The 17,529-nt window shown below is 45.9% G+C and carries 17 protein-coding genes; 9 read left to right on the forward strand and 8 right to left on the reverse strand.

Features of this window, described 5'->3' with window-relative positions:
• Positions 1–46 precede the first annotated feature (46 nt).
• Positions 47–1,219, forward strand: a complete 1,173-nt coding sequence (gene bcsZ / locus ACO0LB_RS07610) for a cellulose synthase complex periplasmic endoglucanase BcsZ (protein ID WP_423048111.1) — start codon at positions 47–49, stop codon at positions 1,217–1,219.
• A gap of 68 nt (positions 1,220–1,287) precedes the next feature.
• On the opposite strand, the gene ACO0LB_RS07615 is transcribed toward bcsZ, so the two are convergent.
• The gene (locus ACO0LB_RS07615) at positions 1,288–1,479 is read right to left on the reverse strand and encodes a hypothetical protein (protein ID WP_423048112.1); all 192 of its coding nucleotides are present in this window, start codon (positions 1,477–1,479) and stop codon (positions 1,288–1,290) included.
• A gap of 71 nt (positions 1,480–1,550) precedes the next feature.
• On the opposite strand from ACO0LB_RS07615, the gene ACO0LB_RS07620 reads away from it, so the two are divergent.
• The 3 genes from ACO0LB_RS07620 to ACO0LB_RS07630 all read left to right on the forward strand — a co-directional run bounded on the left by ACO0LB_RS07620 (position 1,551) and on the right by ACO0LB_RS07630 (position 5,064).
• On the forward strand, positions 1,551–2,987 hold the full coding sequence (locus ACO0LB_RS07620) for a DEAD/DEAH box helicase (RefSeq protein ID WP_423048114.1): 1,437 nt from the start codon (positions 1,551–1,553) through the stop codon (positions 2,985–2,987).
• Positions 2,988–3,286: 299 nt separating this feature from the next.
• Positions 3,287–4,222 (forward strand): transaldolase, encoded by a 936-nt coding sequence (gene tal, locus ACO0LB_RS07625; RefSeq protein WP_423048116.1) that lies wholly within the window; start codon positions 3,287–3,289, stop codon positions 4,220–4,222.
• A gap of 191 nt (positions 4,223–4,413) precedes the next feature.
• The gene (locus tag ACO0LB_RS07630; protein ID WP_423048118.1) at positions 4,414–5,064 is read left to right on the forward strand and encodes a CatA-like O-acetyltransferase; all 651 of its coding nucleotides are present in this window, start codon (positions 4,414–4,416) and stop codon (positions 5,062–5,064) included.
• A 30-nt stretch (positions 5,065–5,094) separates the two neighbouring features.
• Here ACO0LB_RS07630 and rnhA read toward each other — a convergent pair whose 3' ends face one another.
• Together rnhA and ACO0LB_RS07640 are read right to left on the reverse strand one after the other, a co-directional pair.
• Complete coding sequence (gene rnhA / locus ACO0LB_RS07635; protein WP_423048391.1) at positions 5,095–5,529, reverse strand: ribonuclease HI; 435 nt, start codon at positions 5,527–5,529, stop codon at positions 5,095–5,097.
• On the reverse strand, positions 5,522–6,295 hold the full coding sequence (locus ACO0LB_RS07640; RefSeq protein WP_423048120.1) for a class I SAM-dependent methyltransferase: 774 nt from the start codon (positions 6,293–6,295) through the stop codon (positions 5,522–5,524). Before ACO0LB_RS07640 ends, rnhA begins: the two co-directional genes overlap by 8 nt.
• An 8-nt stretch (positions 6,296–6,303) precedes the next feature.
• On the opposite strand from ACO0LB_RS07640, the gene gloB reads away from it, so the two are divergent.
• From gloB to ACO0LB_RS07655, 3 genes are all read left to right on the forward strand, one after another.
• On the forward strand, positions 6,304–7,089 hold the full coding sequence (gene gloB / locus ACO0LB_RS07645) for a hydroxyacylglutathione hydrolase (protein WP_423048122.1): 786 nt from the start codon (positions 6,304–6,306) through the stop codon (positions 7,087–7,089).
• Between the two features lie 382 nt (positions 7,090–7,471).
• Positions 7,472–8,647, forward strand: a complete 1,176-nt coding sequence (gene earP / locus ACO0LB_RS07650; RefSeq protein WP_423048124.1) for an elongation factor P maturation arginine rhamnosyltransferase EarP — start codon at positions 7,472–7,474, stop codon at positions 8,645–8,647.
• A gap of 137 nt (positions 8,648–8,784) precedes the next feature.
• Positions 8,785–9,360 carry an elongation factor P gene (locus ACO0LB_RS07655; protein WP_423048126.1) on the forward strand — a complete coding sequence of 192 codons (576 nt, stop codon included), beginning with the start codon at positions 8,785–8,787 and terminating at the stop codon, positions 9,358–9,360.
• A 72-nt stretch (positions 9,361–9,432) separates the two neighbouring features.
• Here the strand turns inward: ACO0LB_RS07655 and ACO0LB_RS07660 are convergent, their stop codons facing one another.
• Genes ACO0LB_RS07660 through ACO0LB_RS07670 form a run of 3 tightly spaced genes read right to left on the reverse strand, consistent with a single transcriptional unit; the run spans position 9,433 to position 11,954 of the window.
• Entirely contained in the window at positions 9,433–10,245 is an 813-nt protein-coding gene (locus ACO0LB_RS07660) for a MetQ/NlpA family ABC transporter substrate-binding protein (RefSeq protein WP_423048128.1), read from the reverse strand.
• A 27-nt stretch (positions 10,246–10,272) separates the two neighbouring features.
• Positions 10,273–10,932, reverse strand: coding sequence for a methionine ABC transporter permease (locus tag ACO0LB_RS07665; RefSeq protein ID WP_423048393.1), 660 nt, complete (start codon positions 10,930–10,932; stop codon positions 10,273–10,275).
• Positions 10,933–10,934: 2 nt separating this feature from the next.
• Complete coding sequence (locus ACO0LB_RS07670; protein WP_423048130.1) at positions 10,935–11,954, reverse strand: methionine ABC transporter ATP-binding protein; 1,020 nt, start codon at positions 11,952–11,954, stop codon at positions 10,935–10,937.
• A gap of 286 nt (positions 11,955–12,240) precedes the next feature.
• Here ACO0LB_RS07670 and ACO0LB_RS07675 point away from each other — a divergent pair, with 286 nt between their 5' ends.
• Positions 12,241–13,824: an ABC transporter substrate-binding protein gene (locus ACO0LB_RS07675; RefSeq protein ID WP_423048132.1), complete on the forward strand. Its 1,584-nt coding sequence runs from the start codon at positions 12,241–12,243 to the stop codon at positions 13,822–13,824.
• A 226-nt stretch (positions 13,825–14,050) separates the two neighbouring features.
• Positions 14,051–15,082 (forward strand): sulfate ABC transporter substrate-binding protein, encoded by a 1,032-nt coding sequence (locus tag ACO0LB_RS07680; protein WP_423048134.1) that lies wholly within the window; start codon positions 14,051–14,053, stop codon positions 15,080–15,082.
• 162 nt (positions 15,083–15,244) lie between these two features.
• Here ACO0LB_RS07680 and ACO0LB_RS07685 read toward each other — a convergent pair whose 3' ends face one another.
• Positions 15,245–16,198, reverse strand: coding sequence for a sulfonate ABC transporter substrate-binding protein (locus ACO0LB_RS07685; protein WP_423048136.1), 954 nt, complete (start codon positions 16,196–16,198; stop codon positions 15,245–15,247).
• Between the two features lie 196 nt (positions 16,199–16,394).
• A complete protein-coding gene (locus ACO0LB_RS07690) occupies positions 16,395–17,438 on the reverse strand; it encodes a LacI family DNA-binding transcriptional regulator (protein WP_423048138.1) in 1,044 nt (347 codons plus the stop codon).
• Positions 17,439–17,529 lie beyond the last annotated feature (91 nt).

Genomic DNA, 17,529 nt, shown 5'->3' on the forward strand with positions numbered 1-17,529 from the left:
TTTGTCTGCATCCTATCAGGCTCAGTTGCTTTACTCAAACAAAACCATGCCCTTTGTTTCTATTCGCTTCTCCAGATCAATTCTGTCGCAGATCGCTGCCCTTGGGTTCGTTTGCGTGTCAGGAATGGCTTCCGCACAAAATAATTTCTGCGAGCAGAACTGGCCAGAATGGACGCAGTTTAAAAAAACGTTTATCACTGAAGATGGTCGCGTGATTGACCACAGCGGAACCATCAAGCCCACTGTATCTGAAGGCCAGGCCTATGCACTTTTTTTTGCTCTGATTGCCAACGATAAAGCCGCATTTCAACGCATCCTGACCTGGACAGAAAATAATCTTGCTGGTGGCGATCTGACTACGCGTCTGCCCGCATGGCAGTGGGGTCAGAAGACCGACGGAAGCTGGGGAATCATTGATCCCAACCCCGCCTCCGATGCAGACCTATGGATCGCTTATACTCTGAACGCCGCGGGCGAACTGTGGAAAGATAAGCGTTACAACGCTCTGGCCAGCCTTCTGGCCCAAAGAATTCTGAATGAAGAAACGGCAGATATTCCTGGTTTGGGACTCACGCTGCTACCAGCGCCAAAAGGCTTTGCTCTACCCGACAATCAATGGAAACTAAACCCCAGCTATACACCGCTGCAGCTCCTGCGCTGGTTCCATTATTCTGAAAAAGACGAGCGCTGGAAACGCCTGCTGTCCTCTTCAGTCAGCATCATGACAAAAGCCTCGCCTAAAGGATATGCGCCAGACTGGACGATTTACCACCCCGAAAGAGGTTTTCAGATCGACACTCAGGGAAGTGAAAAAGGTAACGGAGGCTACAACGCTATCCGTGTGTATTTATGGGCAGGCATGCTCGCAGACAAGGATCCGGACAAGAGCTTGTTGCTCAAAACCTGGCAGCCCATGGCAACACTGACTGAAAGCAAAGCTTACCCGCCAGAATTTGTGGATATACAGTCAGGCGAAGTAAAAAGCCCGGGATCTACCGGCTTTTCCGCTGCGTTACTGCCCTTTCTGCAAGCAAGCAAAGCGCAGAAAGCCCTGCAACAGCAAATACTGCGTATTCAGGCACAGCCCGTCAAAACTGACCAGTATTACGATCAGGTGCTTACCCTGTTTGCGACAGGGTGGATGGATAAACGTTACCGCTTCGGCACCAACGGCAAAATAGAAATGCACTGGATGCAAAACTGCGGAAAACCCTTTTAATGCATCTACATCTCTTTCAATTATGTTCAATTGTTAAAAATATCTGCGTCTTTTTACAAAATCCTGTATCATTTCGTTTTTGCATTGCAATAAATCGCAATTAAAAACTGTAGCATCGCAAGCCTGTGCACATCAATTCGATGGTGCATGTAAAAGCCCTCCCGCCCTGCATGTCTGGTAACAATCATAGACATCATCCCGGCGCAAAGCTTTTGTGCCGAAATTTCATTGTCGTCCGTTGTTGGATTTTCTGTGTTCATTTCGTTTGGTTGGCGCTGCGTTTTTGCGCGCGTTACGTTTGCATCGCGCTTAATCTTTACGAAAGAATTTCATGAGTTTTGAAGCACTAGGTCTCCACGTCAATATCATCCGCGCCCTGACAGATGCTGGCTACACCAAGCCGACATCGGTTCAAGAGCAGGCAATCCCTGCTGCGATTGAAGGTCGTGACCTGATGGTCTCATCCCAGACTGGCTCAGGCAAAACCGCCGCATTTATGCTGCCAGCGTTGCACAAGCTGGCATCTGCTGAAGTCGTCAGTTACGACAACAGCAAAACACCGAATCAGGAACGTCAGGCTGCCCGCTCCCGTGGTGATCGTCCACGTTTTGTTGCAGCAAAACCAAAAATGCTGGTACTGACACCAACCCGCGAACTGGCCTTGCAGGTAACAACAGCAACGGATAAGTACAGCGCCTATTCACGTCGCATTAAAGCTGTGTCTATTCTGGGCGGTATGCCATATCCAAAGCAGATGCAATTGCTGTCACGCAACCCTGAAATCCTGGTAGCAACTCCTGGCCGCCTGATTGATCATATGGAATCCGGCAAAATCGATTTTTCCGAATTGCAAATGCTGGTGCTGGACGAAGCTGACCGCATGCTGGATATGGGCTTTATTGACGACATCGAAAAAATCGTCGCGGCTACACCACCAACACGTCAGACAATGCTGTTCTCAGCAACACTGGATGGCGTTGTCGGTAATATGGCAAAACGTATCACGACTGAACCATTGGTGATTCAGATCGCAGGTTCTGCCAGTAAGCATGAAAATATTCAGCAGAAGGTTCACTTTGTTGACGATCTGTCACATAAAAATCGTATGCTCGATCACCTGCTGCGCGACGTTTCAGTTGACCAGGCTGTCGTCTTTACTGCAACAAAACGCGATGCAGACACGATCGCTGATCGCCTCAACATTGCAGGTTTTGCAGCAGCTGCATTGCATGGTGACATGCATCAGGGCGCTCGCAACCGCACGCTCGATGCATTGCGTCGCGGTCAGGTCCGCGTATTGGTCGCGACTGACGTGGCAGCACGTGGTATCGATGTACCCGGCATCACTCATGTATTTAACTACGATCTGCCGAAATTCCCGGAAGATTATGTCCATCGCATCGGTCGTACTGGCCGTGCTGGTCGTAAAGGCCTGGCGATTTCGCTGGTCAACCATGCGGAAGGCATGCACGTCAAACGTATCGAACGCTTCACCAAGCAATTGATCCCTGTCGATGTGATCGAAGGTTTTGAGCCTAAGAAAACAGCAGCACCAGCACGTTCTGCCGCACGCAAACCAAGCGGCTGGAAACCAGGTGACAGCCGGAAAACAGGCAACAATTTCGGCGCCAACAAACCAGCTCAACGCTCTTTCAGCAAGCCTGCTGGTACTGGTAGCAGTGCAGGTCCTCGCAAAGAAGGTAGCGGCGGATACAAAGGTAATCGCTCAAGCGAAGGCGGCGCACGTCGCTCATTTGGCGACTATTAATCCTTTACCTGATGGATTAACGTCACATTAGCCTTGTTTCAGCCTCGTCGCAGGCGGTTCAAGACAAAAGCGGTCACGATGTGACCGCTTTTTTTGTGTCTGTCGCCCGGTCAATTTTTATCTGATCACGATGCGGCACAATTTGAGAATCAACCCTGGCATCACTGCCTCAAAAATCACTACGCGGATCGTAAAACGCGGAAGTAGTAAGCCGGATTCTTTGAGTACGCCAGAATTAATGCTATTGTTATAGGCTGAACATCCACGAAAGTTAACCCTGTTTTCACATTGCAACCATCATGAATCAGCTAGAACAACTTAAACAATTCACGACCGTGGTCGCCGACACCGGTGATTTTCAGGCAATTCAAGCATACACTCCCCGCGACGCCACCACCAATCCATCGCTGATTCTGAAGGCAGTACAAAAAACAGAATACAAACATCTGCTGGAAAAAGCCGTCAAAGAGACCGCCGGTCAATCTCTCGATGAAACGATCGATCATCTGCTGATTACATTTGGCTTAGAAATTCTGAACGTTATTCCTGGACGCGTATCGACAGAAACCGATGCACGTCTGTCGTTTGATACAGAAGCGACGGTCGCCAAAGGTCGCCAACTGATTGCACTATATGAAGCAGCAGGCGTTTCACGAGAACGCATTCTGATTAAGATCGCATCGACATGGGAAGGAATACGTGCAGCGCAAATTCTTGAAAAAGAAGGTATACGCTGCAACATGACTTTGCTGTTCAGCCTCGCGCAAGCCGTTGCCTGTGCTGAAGCCGGGGCACAATTGATTTCACCTTTTGTCGGCCGCATTTACGACTGGTACAAAAAGCAGACGGGACAAGAAATTTTCGGCGCCGATGATCCGGGCGTATTATCAGTCAAACAGATTTACACCTACTACCGTAAATTTGGCTACAAAACAGAAGTAATGGGTGCCAGCTTCCGTAATACTTCACAAATTCTTGAACTGGCAGGTTGCGATTTACTGACTATCAGCCCCGAATTACTCCAAAAACTGGCAGACAGTAGCACTCACGTCACACAAAAACTGAGTCAGGAAACAGCGCAGCAATCTTCACTCGAGAAAATCGAGATGAATGAAAAGATTTTCCGTTTCCAACTGAACGACGATGCGATGGCGACCGAAAAACTGTCGGAAGGTATACGTGCATTCTGCGCTGATACACTCAAACTGGAGCAAATGATCATTGCGCTTCGTTAAATCATGAAAGACATGCATAAGTGATATGAGATAAAAGCCGCATCATTTATATCAGCAATACGCCAGCCGGAACAGACTCTCTGCTCCGGCTTCTTTTTTACAAATCCTATACTCAGCCCGTTTGCGACAATACCTGCAACCACTGAACAAAATCAAATCAACATTTAATCAACACTTAATCAACATAAGCCATGAAAAAAATCATCAACCTCGCAGAATGGAACCGGCGTGAACACGTTGAGTTTTTTTCTCAGTGCAGTGAGCCATTTCACAGCGTCGTCGTACATCTCGACTGCAGCGCAGCTTATCAGCATTGCAAAACGTATAAAAAGTCTTTTTTCTTGCTCTACCTGCATCAGATTTTATTAGCCATCAATGCGACAGAATCCATGCGTTATCGTATCGAGAATGGCGAGGTCGTCGATTTCGATGTCATTCACGCCAATGCAACCATAGGGCGTGCCGACCATACTTTCGGTTTTTGCCCGATTAACTTTGAAAGAGATATTGAAATATTTGTGAGCGAAGCCGAACCACGTATGCAAGCAGTCAGAAATAGCAATGGTCTTTGCTTTAACGATGAATGCAAACGTCTCGATGTCATCCATTTCTCGGCCATTCCATGGATGAGCTTCAGCAGTATCACACATGCGCGGCGCTTTGATGTCAACGACAGCATCCCAAAAATATCTGTCGGAAAAATATTTCAGCAGGCAGACAAGTGGATGATGCCAGTCGCTACTTTCGTTCATCATGGATTAGCAGATGCCTACCATATTCATCAGTTTCTGGATCACTTGCAGCGAGGTCTGCAATCTTTTACCTTCATCCAATCTGATTAAGCATGCAAGAGGCCGTCGTCATTGCAATCGTTACAATATTGATTCCACGCCTCGGTTTGCCAGTTGATCAGCCCGCTCATTGCCAGGATGCCCGGTATGTCCCCGCACCCAGCGCCAGTCGATCTGATGCACGGACTGCGCCTGATCCAATGCCTGCCACAGATCAACATTTTTGACTGGCGCCTTAGACGCTGTTTTCCAACCTTTGGCTTTCCAACCACTGATCCACTCTGTTATGCCCTTCAATACATACTGACTATCGGTATGCAAGGTAATCTCGCAAGGACGTTTCAAAGCGTTGAGAGCCTGTATCACGGCCATTAATTCCATACGATTATTCGTTGTTTCTTTCTCTCCTCCAAATAATTCTTTTTCCTTATTCCCCGCAACCAGTAATGCTCCCCAGCCACCAACGCCCGGATTCCCTTTGCACGCCCCATCTGTATATATCTGAATCTTATCCATCATTCTTTTTTGCTTTATTAGTGACCGGCATCACGCTTGCACGAGAGACGCGCTTACTCTTTCTGACCGGTCCGATCAAATGCATTCCCTTTACTCGTTTCACGGCCTGCAGCATATATACTGCGCCAAAAAAAGGCCACCAGCGCTGCCCAGCCTTTTCCATAAATTGATAGCGATTCAGCCATTTTTCTGTTGAGAACGGCGGAACATAACAACCAAAATCAGAACGCTCCACTTCCATATTCAATAATTTCAACCAGTCTTTGAGGCGCGGAAAACTGATAAATTCGCCTTCTTGCGGTAAAAAATAATGCCCTCGGATGCGTCCGGTAAATTGCCTCGCCCCCCACAAACTATTGCGATTAAATCCACTCACGATTAAGCGACCTTCAGGAATTAAGATCCTTTCGACTTCCCGTAAAATTTGGTGCGGCTCTTTGGCAAACTCAAGTACATGCGGCAAGACCACCAGATCAACGCTATGAGAATCAAATGGCAACTCGGTGAAATCATGTACGATCGCAATTTTTTGTAGCAGACTTCCCAACCCCTGCGAGGAAACAGCAACATCAGAACACCAACGATATGGCATGCGGCTGGCACGCAATGCGTTTATCTGAGGCAAGCCGATCTGCAATGCATTAAAACCAAAAATATCTACCGTCAACTCGTCAAACAATACCTGTTCCCAGTCCAGAATATATCGCCCTGCAGGCTGCTCGAGCCAGGTGCTCAGGTCTATAATGTTTTTTTCCACTGGTTCCATGCGCATCTATGAAGAATTCTCTGAGTATATTGACTGTCCCTGCATTTGACGACAACTATCTGTGGATCGTGCACAACGGTCAACATGCTGCAGTGATTGATCCCGGTGATGCCTTACCTATTTTACAGACACTGGAAAAACACAGCTTACGTCTGGCAGCAATCCTGCTGACACATCACCACTCAGATCATGTGGGAGGCGTAACAGAATTACTCTCCCACACATCAGTTCCTGTATTTGGCCCCACACGAGATCACATACCGACAGTGACACACGCACTGCACGAAGGTGATCCGGTCAACATTCCGGAATTGGAATGGCAACTCAGAGTGATCGATGTCCCCGGGCACACTGCCGGGCATATCGCGTATTTCGCTGAACAGCAGCATTGGCTATTTTGTGGAGATACGCTGTTTGCAGGCGGCTGTGGGCGTCTGTTTGAAGGTACACCAGCACAAATGCTGACATCGCTGGAAAAACTTGCCTGTTTGCCAGAAGATACCGCCGTCTACTGCGCGCATGAATACACCTTGTCCAATTTACGCTTTGCCCAAGAAATTGAACCAGACAATCTGGCCTTGCAAGCAAGAGTTCAACAAGAACAGGAAAAACGCGCACAGGGTATTGCTACGGTTCCTAGCCAGATAGGATTGGAAAAACAAACCAATCCCTTTTTGCGTAGCAAAGAAGCCAGCGTCATAGCTAAATTATTAGAGTCCGATAAAATCACCGCAAGCCAAAGCCCTGCGGAACATTTTGCCGCATTACGCATGTGGAAAAATCACTATGCCTGAATATTGATCAGAACTTACGCGAAATTGCCTCAACAAGGTTATGCAAACTTACCTTTTTTTGGATATATGACTTACAAGTGATGTTTGTTTCACCAGCATGCGATATGTTGCCTGAATTTCTGGCTACAAAATGACAGTGAAGGCGGTACGAATTTGTACAGAGCTTTATTACAGCGCGTTGCAACGAGGCGCCATTCCCTCGACGTGGTGATTTTGCGTAGATTCTGATTGATGAGTATTGTATTGATAAGCGAATTGATCAACGGATTGATCAATACCGGTCTGAACAGGTAAATCCCGACGAACACTGCTCAGCATTCCTCTCAATGCCGGCACTAAAACAACATATCTGCTTTTTGTTTCTTATTCCATCCAATTTTATATGTCCTCTTCAAACATACCTCAGACAAAGCTGGCAGGTAATTCTTTGGCTTTGTTTTGCAAAGTCGTCGACAACTATGGCGACATCGGTATTTGCTGGCGCCTCGCCAGACAACTACAACGCGAACATGGGATTGTGGTTACCTTATGGGTAGACGACCTGAAGAGCTTTCAAAGGATTTGTCCGGAAGTTCGTCCAGAAGCAGCACATCAACGCATCGCTGGTGTCATTATTCGCGAATGGCGTGACCAGGATGGCGTATTCACTACGGATGATATTGCTGATATCGTCATCGAATTTTTCGGTTGTGATATTCCACCCGCATATATTGCCACCATGGCAATTTGCGAACCGCGTCCTGTATGGCTCAACCTGGAAGGTCTCAGTGCCGAAACATGGGTAGAGGGATGTCATACATTGCCATCACCGCATCCCTCTTACTCACTGACAAAATACTTTTTCTTCCCCGGTTTTAATCAAAAAACAGGCGGCTTATTGATTGAATCTGACTTGGTGTCGCAACGGCAACAATTTCAGTCAGATTCTGTCGCCAAACAACTATTTTTAAAACAGTTTGGCGTGACTCAGGAAGAAATGAATGGACTGACGGTATCGCTGTTCTGCTATCCACATGCGCCTGTCAATTTACTCTTCAACGTCTGGCAAATATCTGCCACGCCTGTACTGTGCCTGATACCTGAAGGCGTTGCCACAGAAACAGTAAAGACATGGATGGGTAATGCAGCCCATGCTGGCGACAGCATGACCCATGGCGCACTGACCGTAAGAATCATTCCCTTTGTTCCACAGCCAGACTACGACAAACTGTTATGGGCATGTGATTTGAATTTTGTTCGGGGTGAAGACTCTTTCGTTCGGGCACAGTGGGCATGCAAACCCTTCGTGTGGCATATCTATCCGCAAGACGAAAATCTGCATCACGTCAAATTGAAGGCTTTTCTGGAATGCTATCGCCCCGCTACGACATCACTTCATCAGCTGTCACTTGCGTGGAATGGCGCACTTCAAGAACCTATCGACTGGAATAATGTATGGACATCATTGTGTGCTGATATGTCTCAAATCTGCGCCAGTAGTGAGGATTGGCAACGTCAATTGCTCGAAAATGGTGATCTGAGTACGAATTTACTCAAGTTTGCAGAAAGAGTTAGGTAAGAAGAAGTCGAAAATGGGGTAAAATATGCGGTTAATTTTTGACGTATTTTTAAGTTCAATCGGACGTAGGCTTGCAGGATTTTTACCAGTAGGCAACAGATGATTTTTATGCAATCTACTTTTTACATATATTCACTATGAAACCTGCAAAAGAAATTCGTGTTGGCAACATTATTATGGTCGATAGCAAGCCTATGATCGTTTTGCGTTCTGACGTCAATGGTTCAAGCCGCACGGGCTTCACCTACAAGTGGAAAATGAAGAATTTGTTGACGAACAGCCCATTGGAAAGCGTTTTCCGTGGCGACGACAAATTTGACGTTGTTGTTCTGGACAAAAAACCAGTTACTTACTCTTATTTCGCTGACCCGCTGTATGTATTCATGGATACTGAATACGAACAGTATGAAATCGAAGAAGAAAATCTGGGTGATGCATTGCATTACCTGAAAGATGGCATGGAATGCGAAGCCGTGTTTTATGATGGCAAAGCAATCTCTGTTGAACTGCCTACTACTATCGCTCGTCAGGTTGTCTACTCTGAACCAGCAGTTAAGGGCAATACTTCCGGTAACGTGTTGAAAGAAGCAAAAATCGAAAACGCTATCGAAGCTCACTGCCACACTGTTCAGGTTCCACTGTTCGTCAGCCAGGATGACGTGATCGAGATCGATACACGTACAAACGAATACAAACGTGTAGTGCGCAACTAAGTTTGATTCGCTCAAAAAAAACGCTGCTTTAGAGCAGCGTTTTTTATTTATAGCACACCAATCAAATATGTCTCAGAATGCAGGAATCACAGCACCTTTGTACTTATCTTCGATGAATTTCTTCACCGCCGGAGATTGCAATGCTGCTACCAGTTTCTTAAATGCGGGGCTATTTTTATTATCTTCACGAGCGACTAACAAATTCGCATAGGGAGAATTAGCATCTTCGATAAACAAGGAATCTTTCACCGGATTCAGTTTTGCTTCAATTGCATAATTCGTGTTGATTAAGGCTAGGTCAACCTGATCCAGAACGCGTGGCAGTGTTGCCGCTTCCAATTCTTTAAATTTCAGTTTTTTGGGATTCTCAGTAATATCTTTTCTGGTAGCAGAAATATTCGTAGGATCTTTCAATTTCAGCAAACCCTGCTTTGCCAGCAATAACAGGGCACGGCCAGAATTGGATGGATCATTCGGGATAGCAATTGTCGCGCCGTCAGGAATGTCTGCAACTTTTTTGTATTTGAAAGAGTAAGCAGCAAATGGCTCTACATGTACTTTAGCAATCGGGACTTCGATGTCATTGCTGTGATTTTTCTTAAACTCATTCAAATACGGTTGATGCAAAAAGAAATTTCCGTCCAGATGTTTTTCGTTCACCTGAACAGCAGGCTGAATATAGTCGGTAAATACTTTCACTTTCAGATCAACGCCTTCCTTTGCCAGTTGCGGCTTGATAAATTCCAGTATTTCAGCATGTGGTACCGGGCTTGCCGCGATGTTCAATACCTCTGCAGCAGAGGCAGCACCTGAAGCGATCAATGCAGCAGTACTGATGCCAATAAAAAGCAATCCTTGTAATTTTTTTTTGAATAAATAAGTCATATAAAAAACTCCTGAAAATAAAATAAACTACTTACGCGTAAATCGCAAAACTAACCTGTCCCCGAAGAATTGTAATAACTGCACCAGCAATATCAGTACCCCTACTGTCACCACCATGACATCCGTCTGAAAGCGCTGATATCCATAACGCAAGGCAAGATCGCCCAGACCACCGCCGCCAATCACACCCGACATCGCAGCGTATGAAACCAGAGCAATGGTCGTCACTGTCGTAGCGGCGAGCAGGCCTGGCAATGCTTCTGGCAACACGGCATGCAATATGATTTGTCTCGGTGTCGCGCCCATCGCCTGGCAGGCTTCAATAATGCCCCGGTCAACCTCTCGCAGCACGTTTTCTACCAGTCGTGCAAAAAATGGTGTCGTACCGATCACCAAGGGAGGAATAGTACCTGCCACACCCAGCGAAGTACCGACTAAGAATAAAGTCAGAGGAATCAGGACAATCAATAAAATAATAAAAGGAACAGAACGTAAAATATTCACCAGCAAGGACAGCAACACATAAACGCCACGCTGCTCCCACAGCTGTTTTTTCCCTGTCAAAAAAAGCAGTACGCCCAACGGTAGCCCAAGCAAAACGGTGAATAACAAAGAGAACCCTGTCATCGTTAATGTATCCAGCGTCGCCTGAGCAATATCTTCCCAATCAATATGTGAGAAATTCATCATTACACGCCCTCCAGCAAATCAACCCTGACACTCATCTGCTGCAATAAATCGATCACACGACTGGTCTCCAGCGCTGAAGCACGCAATTCGATTAATAATTGTCCATAGGGTGTATGTTTGATGCGGGAAATTGTTCCCTGCAAAATTGTCAGCTCCGCATTGCTTTGTGATGCAATTTGACTGAACACTGGCGCATAAGTCACGTCCCCAACATAAGTCAACCTTAGTAACGTCGTATCCGCACGTCGCTCCCTCTGCAAAAAGGCATCACCATCTACTGCCTGACTTTCAGCCATGAGACTTTGCGTTACTGGATGGAGTGGATGCAAAAATACCTGAGCAACATCACCCGTTTCGACAATCTCGCCCGCACTCATCACTGCCACTTTGTCGCATATTGAACGTATCACCTGCATCTCGTGGGTGATGAGAACAATGGTCAGACCTAATTTCTGATTAATATCAGATAACAAACGTAAAATAGACTGCGTCGTCTGTGGGTCAAGTGCTGAAGTTGCCTCATCACATAACAACAGATGTGGATAGTTCGCCAACGCGCGTGCGATACCAACTCTCTGCTTTTGTCCACCAGATAATTGCGAAGGATATTGCTGCTCGTGTCCTTGTAACTCAACCAGTTCCAATAACTCTGCTACTCGTTTCCGCCGCTGTTCCTTTGTATAAGTACCTGCAAGCTTTAAAGGAAAATCAATATTGTCTGCCACCGTTTTAGCATTCAGCAAATTGAAATGCTGAAATACCATGCCAGTTCTTTGCCGCAATTGCTGCAACTGCAGGGAATCAAATCCAGTGATGTCATGCCCTTCAATCAGTATTTTTCCTGCGTCTGGCCTTTCCAATAAATTCAAGGTGCGTAGCAAGCTGCTTTTCCCTGCACCGGAACGTCCGATAATGCCAAAAATATGCCCTTGGGGAATGTGAAGATGAATGTCGCGCAACGCAATAATTTCTCGCGGCCCGACTCTATATTTCTTTTGAAGTTGTTCTATATAAATCACTGTGGTACATGTCGCCGTAAATCATTCAGGTGCTCACTGTATCGAATAGCGTCAATACTTTCCAATCATAAAAAATTATTTGTATATACCAATTTCAACTGTAGGTCATATGCAATAAGAGATGGCATATTCAAAGATAAAATCTATCTTTTGCAAAAAGGAGATATCACACTACCATTACAGATTCAGTCATACTGGCAGTAACAATGCAGCATGCCGGTTTTACCATCACAACAGTGGCAACGTCGTGCTGTCTTCTGTCAGCAGTTGGACATAAAGGAAATACATGTTTGATCGCACCATAAAAAAAACACTCGCTTCAACAATATTGTCAGCACTTCTTGCGTTGGCCTCTGTGCACACTCACAGCATTGCGGCAGATCTGAAAATTGGCCTGGCGGCAGACGTATCGTCCCTTGATCCGCACTACCTGAATATCGCACCGAATATTTCATTTGCATCGCACTTATTCGATGCTCTGGTGCATATTGATGCCAATGGCAGACTGATACCTGGCCTGGCTACTTCGTGGAAAGCAATAGATGCCACGACCTGGGAATTTAAATTACGTAAAGGCGTGAAATTTCATGACGGCACTGAACTAACAGCTGAGGATGTTATTTTTTCACTGGATCGTCCTGCCTTACTGACAAACAGCCCTGGTCCATTCACCAGTTACACCAAGCAGATTATCGCCAAGCAGGCAACAGATGCGTACACCATCAGGTTGAAAACGGCAGCACCATATGGCCCGTTACCTCTGGATCTCAGCTCTATTTTTATCGTATCCAAAAAAGTGGCATCACGTGCATCCAGCGATGATTTCAACAGCGGCAAAGCACTGATAGGAACAGGACCATTTAAGTTTGTCAGCTTCAAACGTAGCGATAGCATTACGATTGCGCGCAATGATCAGTACTGGGGCGAAAAAAGTAGCTGGGATAAAGTGATATTTCGCATTATGACCAGTGGTGCCCCACGCGTTGCTGCGCTGCTATCTGGCGACGTTGATGTCATTGATGCCGTTCCTCCTGCCGATGTCAACAAACTCAAAAGCAATAATAAATTCAGACTGGAACAAAAAATATCGTGGCGTACTCTCTTCTGGCAACTTGATCAGCAAGCACATAGCTCGCCGTTTATCACCGACAAAGCTGGCAAACCTTTAGCCGAGAACCCTCTGCGAGACATACGCGTACGGCAAGCAATCTCAAAAGCCATTCATCGTACTGCTCTGACAGAAAAAACATTGGAAGGTCTTGCTGTACCAGCATCAAATATCGTAGCCCCCGGGATCATGGGCTATAACTCCTCCTTGAAGGCAGAGGCATATGATCTGGAAGGAGCAAAGAAATTGCTGACTGCCGCAGGATATCCAAATGGATTCGGATTAACCTTACATGGTCCTAATAACCGATATATCAATGACGAACAAGTCATACAAACCATTGCTCAATTCCTGACCAAAGCTGGCATCCAGACAAAAGTGGAAACCCTGCCATTAGCAGCCTATTTCCCAAGAGCAGGGCGCAATGAGTTCAGCATGGCCTTGCTAGGATGGGGCACTCTGGCGACCGATTTTGGCTTACGTACGCTCACGGGCACCAATAATCCGGAAACCGGCTGGGGTACCTGGAACTGGGGGAAATACAGCAATCCAACGCTGGATAAAGCGATACAACTCTCTCTGTCAACAGTAGATGAAAGCAAGCGCGAAGAACTCGCGAAAAAAGCAGCTACCATCGCGCTGAGCGACTATGCTGTTATCCCGCTATATCATCAGTACGCCAGTTGGGCGATGCGCAAAGGCGTTAAATATATTCCGAGAACAGATGAATTTACCTTTGCTCATCAATTCCATCCAGAATAGGATGAATAATATGAACTGATATCGCAACTGCGACCCTAGGGTCGCTTTTCGGCCCCTTATAAATCAAAGTTATACCGAGACAGACAATACGTAAACAATATCTCAGGCAATACCCGGTACCAGATTCTATCCGCATCAATTTCAACTATACATAGACGAAATTTATCGTTCCTGATCGTAGTCTTTTTAAGGATGATAGATAGCACACCATCTTCAGGAGAAATCAATGAAACAAAGTCCATCAATCAAAAAACGTCGGGCCAGTATTGCAACAAGCCTGCTGCTGGCCGGAGCCAGCTTTTTCACTGTATTGCCACCAGCCTCCGCCGCCAATGCAATCCTCAATGCTTCTTATGACGTCACTCGCGAATTGTTTAAGGAGATTAATCCGGCATTTGTCGCAGAATGGAAGAAGAAAACCGGAGAGTCTGTCACCATCAATCAATCGCATGGTGGCTCCAGCAAGCAGGCGCGCTCAGTTATTGACGGACTGGAAGCATCGGTCGTGACAATGAATCAGGCAAACGATATCGATATTCTTGCGGAAAAAGGTTTAGTTCCGAATGACTGGGCAAAACAATTCCCGAATAACTCGGCACCGTTTTATTCAACAATGGTATTTTTGACCCGTAAAGGAAATCCAAAGCACATCGCGACGTGGGAGGACTTGGGTAAGTCAGGCATCAAGGTCATTATTCCAAATCCAAAAACATCTGGGAATGGCCGTTACAGCTATCTGGCAGCATGGGGTTCCGTCATCAAAAATGGTGGCAATGAAGCACAAGCAAGACAGTTAGTCGAGCGAGTATTTAAAAATGTTCCGGTTCTTGATGCTGGTGGTCGCGGTGCCACAACCACATTTACACAGAGAGACATCGGAGATGTACTGGTCACGTTTGAAAATGAAGTGCAATTGGTCAAACAAGAGTTCGGTGACAATTACGATGTCGTTTATCCCAAAACATCGATACTGGCAGAATCACCGGTGGCAGTCGTTGACAAGGTTGTCGATAAACTTGGCACACGTAAAATTGCCAGCGCTTATCTTCAATTTCTATACTCAGAACAAGGCCAGGATCTGATAGCCAAACATTACCTGCGTCCTCGCTCAGAAGTTGCGGCAAAAAAATACGCCTCGTCGTTTAAACCTGTCAGTTTATTCACCGTAGAGGAAGTGTTTGGCGGCTGGAAACAAGCGCAGAAAAAACACTTTGATGATGGTGCTGAATTCGACAAAATATATCAGTCAAAGAAATAAATGCTATGCGTAGATAATACTCATTGAGTTCAATATATTAAAACTGCGCTGGTAAAATCAAGTAATCGACAACAGGCAATATCAGGCGATATTGCCTGTTGCAAAGGGAATCCTCAGCTGGATTCCCTTTATTATTTTGGCGCATCAAAAAGAATCAGCAAATTATTTCCCTGATGGTACAGGTTTCCATACCCAGGTTGCAGCAGCCACGTTGACTGCTTTAGGAATTAACTTTGCCTGAAAGAATAAATCGGCAATATGTTGCTGATGAAAAATGATCTCTTTATTCATCGGTAACACCCCATATTGGGTACGATGCAACCAGACTTCCAGAATTTCCGCTGGCAAACCTAACTGAGGTGCGATGATTGTGGCAACTTCTCGCGGATGCTGGTTGCTCCATGCTCCAATCAGCGCTAATTGCTCCAGTAGCACATTTAAAATTTCAGGCGATTTTTCGGTCAGTGTTTTAGAAGCTTCGTAAAAACTATTCACTGGCGTCAAGCCGCGATGATCTGCAATCACTCTCACCTGTAAAGTCTGCTGTACCGCCACCAGATAAGGATCCCAGATCACCCATGCATCAATACTACCACTGACAAATGCAGCTCTTGCATCAGCAGGCGTCAGATACACGGGCTGTATATCCGACATCGACAAACCAAATTTCTGCAATACATCCAGAATCAAAAAATGTGAACTAGAACCCTTTTGAAAAGCGATTTTCTTACCTTTTAAATCTGTAACTTTATTCAGAGTTGACTGTTTTCTGACGACAATCGCTTCTGATGCTGGCGCAGACGGCTCCGCACCGACGTACCGTAAATCAACACCCGCAGACTGTGCAAATATCGGCGGTGGCGCTCCGGTCAAACCAAAATCAATGCTGCCTGCATGCAATGCTTCCAGCAATTGTGGTCCCGCCGGAAACTCTACCCATTTCACTTTCACTGCCTTGGTAGCCAATATTTTTTCTAACGTTCCTTGCGATTTCAGAATCGACAATAAACCACTTCCCTTTTGAAAGCCGATACCAATCGTTTTTTCTTCTGCCTGTATATGCGCAAAAGAAAATGCGAGAATACACAACACTAACAAGCGTATTATTTTTTTCATTTTTGTTTCCTTTTATATTTTCTATTAGGGACTTACGCAAAATTGTCAAAACAAGGTATGGCGATAAAGGCAATACGGGCTTGTATGGAGCGCTTATACAACAAAAAGCCATCACGCAGCTGAGGTAACTTTGCGTAAGTTCAGTCTATTTCTGAATCATCCATCCAGAGTGATTGGTGTTAGATATCTGTGATCACTACGCACTCTCGCGTTCAATCAATTCACATTCCAATAAATTCAATCTTTGCAGACGCTTGCCAAGTGGAATTTCACCTAATGCCTCAAGTACTCTCATGGCGGCAATCTCCCCTATTTCCTTCGCAGGTGGGCGTATAGTGGTCAAACTTGGTAATAACATCGACGACAAGGCGTAATCACCGAAACCAACAATGGCACACTCTTCCGGCATTTTTAACCCGGCACGCTGACCTGCCAGAATCGCACTGGCAGCCAAATTGTCGTTGGCAAAAATAATCGCTTGTGCGGTTTTTTTTTCCCGCTTTGCCAAGGCGTCAATCGCCTGTTTTCCAGCATCAAATGGCGTTGCTGCTGTCGGTAAAAACATCCAGGGTTCCAACTGATGTTCACGCATGGTGGCAACATATCCATCCCTTCGATCGAGCGCGCTTTCATCACCGGCTACACTGTTCTGTACAAAGGCAATCCGGCGATATCCTTTTCCGATTAAATAACTGGTTGCCTGCACACCAACCTGATAGTGAGAAAATCCGACCTGGACAGGCTTTCTCCTTGGTTGATAATCCCAGGTTTCTACCACCGGAATATTTGCTGATGCCAATAACTGCTCACTCGCTTTGGTATGGTATTGGCCCGTCACGACGAGCGCTGAAGGGGACCATCCTAAAAACGTGCGAATGGCATTTTCTTCCTGCGCAGATGAAAAATAACTGGAAGCCAGTAGCAACTGATACCCATGCAAGGTCAGAACATCGGAAAAACTTTGTATGGTATTCGCAAAAATAGGACCAGAGATGTTTGGAATCACCATGCCAACAATTCGCCCGTGAGTCGATGCCAGACCACCGGCAACCAAATTGGGTACGTAATTCAATTTTTTGATAGCTGCAGCAATACGTACACGTAGTGCATCTGATACGCGATCTGCCTGTTTGAAATATCGAGAAACTGTAATCGATCCCACCTGCGCTTCTCTGGCGACATCATGTATGGTCGCCCGCCCTGATCCCCGCCGCTTTCTTCCTGTGTTTTCTTCTGGCATAGCTTCTTATTCCTATTCATCATATCGAAGAGCATTTTAATTCTTTGACTTCAATGTACGCATAAATGAAACTATTTATGGTATCGGTACC

This window comes from Undibacterium sp. SXout7W, assembly GCF_049339385.1.
Lineage (GTDB): Bacteria > Pseudomonadota > Gammaproteobacteria > Burkholderiales > Burkholderiaceae_D > Undibacterium.

Bases quoted from the DNA above. Each gene is read 5' to 3' on its own strand.
- bcsZ (WP_423048111.1), top strand. From the start codon at position 47: ATGCCCTTTGTTTCTATTCGCTTCTCCAGATCAATTCTGTCGCAGATC.
- ACO0LB_RS07615 (WP_423048112.1), bottom strand. From the start codon at position 1,479: ATGAACACAGAAAATCCAACAACGGACGACAATGAAATTTCGGCACAA.
- ACO0LB_RS07620 (WP_423048114.1), top strand. From the start codon at position 1,551: ATGAGTTTTGAAGCACTAGGTCTCCACGTCAATATCATCCGCGCCCTG.
- tal (WP_423048116.1), top strand. From the start codon at position 3,287: ATGAATCAGCTAGAACAACTTAAACAATTCACGACCGTGGTCGCCGAC.
- ACO0LB_RS07630 (WP_423048118.1), top strand. From the start codon at position 4,414: ATGAAAAAAATCATCAACCTCGCAGAATGGAACCGGCGTGAACACGTT.
- rnhA (WP_423048391.1), bottom strand. From the start codon at position 5,529: ATGGATAAGATTCAGATATATACAGATGGGGCGTGCAAAGGGAATCCG.
- ACO0LB_RS07640 (WP_423048120.1), bottom strand. From the start codon at position 6,295: ATGGAACCAGTGGAAAAAAACATTATAGACCTGAGCACCTGGCTCGAG.
- gloB (WP_423048122.1), top strand. From the start codon at position 6,304: ATGAAGAATTCTCTGAGTATATTGACTGTCCCTGCATTTGACGACAAC.
- earP (WP_423048124.1), top strand. From the start codon at position 7,472: ATGTCCTCTTCAAACATACCTCAGACAAAGCTGGCAGGTAATTCTTTG.
- ACO0LB_RS07655 (WP_423048126.1), top strand. From the start codon at position 8,785: ATGAAACCTGCAAAAGAAATTCGTGTTGGCAACATTATTATGGTCGAT.
- ACO0LB_RS07660 (WP_423048128.1), bottom strand. From the start codon at position 10,245: ATGACTTATTTATTCAAAAAAAAATTACAAGGATTGCTTTTTATTGGC.
- ACO0LB_RS07665 (WP_423048393.1), bottom strand. From the start codon at position 10,932: ATGAATTTCTCACATATTGATTGGGAAGATATTGCTCAGGCGACGCTG.
- ACO0LB_RS07675 (WP_423048132.1), top strand. From the start codon at position 12,241: ATGTTTGATCGCACCATAAAAAAAACACTCGCTTCAACAATATTGTCA.
- ACO0LB_RS07680 (WP_423048134.1), top strand. From the start codon at position 14,051: ATGAAACAAAGTCCATCAATCAAAAAACGTCGGGCCAGTATTGCAACA.
- ACO0LB_RS07685 (WP_423048136.1), bottom strand. From the start codon at position 16,198: ATGAAAAAAATAATACGCTTGTTAGTGTTGTGTATTCTCGCATTTTCT.
- ACO0LB_RS07690 (WP_423048138.1), bottom strand. From the start codon at position 17,438: ATGCCAGAAGAAAACACAGGAAGAAAGCGGCGGGGATCAGGGCGGGCG.